Origin of the sequence: Staphylococcus intermedius NCTC 11048, from assembly GCF_002902385.1 — a bacterium.
Lineage (GTDB): Bacteria > Bacillota > Bacilli > Staphylococcales > Staphylococcaceae > Staphylococcus > Staphylococcus intermedius.
The window spans coordinates 1-243 of record NZ_PPQH01000153.1 but is presented as its reverse complement, the minus strand read 5'-3'; the positions used below and the strand labels follow the sequence as shown (position 1 = coordinate 243).

Sequence of the window (243 nt, the reverse complement as noted above, 5' to 3'; positions counted from 1 at the left end):
TCAGAAGCAAAAGCGAGTGCGTCAACATCAGCGGCGCAATCAGAAAGTGTAGCGAGCGATTCAGCGAGCACATCAACATCAGTTGAAAAGTCACAATCAGTATCTGAGTCAGAATCAGAAGCAAAAGCAAGTGCATCAACATCAACGTCAGCGAGCGCATCAGCGTCAACAGCGCAATCAGAAGGTGTAGAACGTGATTCAGCGAGCACATCAACATCGGTTGAAAAATCGCAATCTGTATCT

General features: G+C 46.5%; 1 protein-coding gene. It reads left to right on the top strand.

What is annotated here, in order from left to right:
• Positions 1-243: hypothetical protein (locus CD138_RS14450; protein WP_219727738.1), on the top strand; the 243-nt coding region annotated here is incomplete at both ends.